At 73.8% G+C, this 500-nt stretch carries 1 protein-coding gene and 1 pseudogene; one reads left to right on the forward strand and one right to left on the reverse strand.

Annotated features, from left to right (window positions below; genetic code table 11):
- Nucleotides 1-131 (forward strand): annotated as a pseudogene (locus tag AC5RV2_RS18915) (NrfD/PsrC family molybdoenzyme membrane anchor subunit); the annotation flags it as partial.
- Between the two features lie 17 nt (nucleotides 132-148).
- Here the strand turns inward: AC5RV2_RS18915 and AC5RV2_RS18920 are convergent.
- The coding region (locus tag AC5RV2_RS18920) for an AIR synthase-related protein (RefSeq protein ID WP_494093607.1) at nucleotides 149-500 on the reverse strand (352 nt) is incomplete at its 5' end.

Consider the following 500-nt stretch of genomic DNA (forward strand, 5'->3'; position numbering starts at 1 on the left):
GGTTCGGCATCCTGCGCGCCGGCATCCGCTCGGCGGAGGATCCCCGCTACACGATCGAGCCGCAGAAGAACCGGCTCGCGGCCCGGCGCCGCGCGGGCACCGTCCACGATTCGATCACGACCGCCGGCTAAGCCGACCGGCCGCTGGTCTAGCGCACCTCGATCCCGGCTCCCGGGACGGTCTGCCCCACCACGGGGTGCTCGGGCAGTTCCCCGACCACGAGCAATCCGCCGGAAGTCTGCGCGTCGGCCAGCAGCAGCAGGTCATCCTCCGTGATGCCCGCCCCCGGCCGCAGGTGCGGGCGGACCCATTCGAGGTTGCGCCGGGTGCCGCCGGAGATGTAGCCATCCCGCAGCGCCTCCCGTGCGCCGGTGATGAGCGGCACGGCCTTCCGGTCAATGACGGCGCCGACGCCGGACGCGCGGCACATCTTGTAGAGGTGGCCGAGGAGGCCGAACCCGGTGACGTCCGTCGCGGCGCGGACGCCGCCGCGCACCGCC

The organism is Arthrobacter sp. Y3225116 (assembly GCF_059091245.1).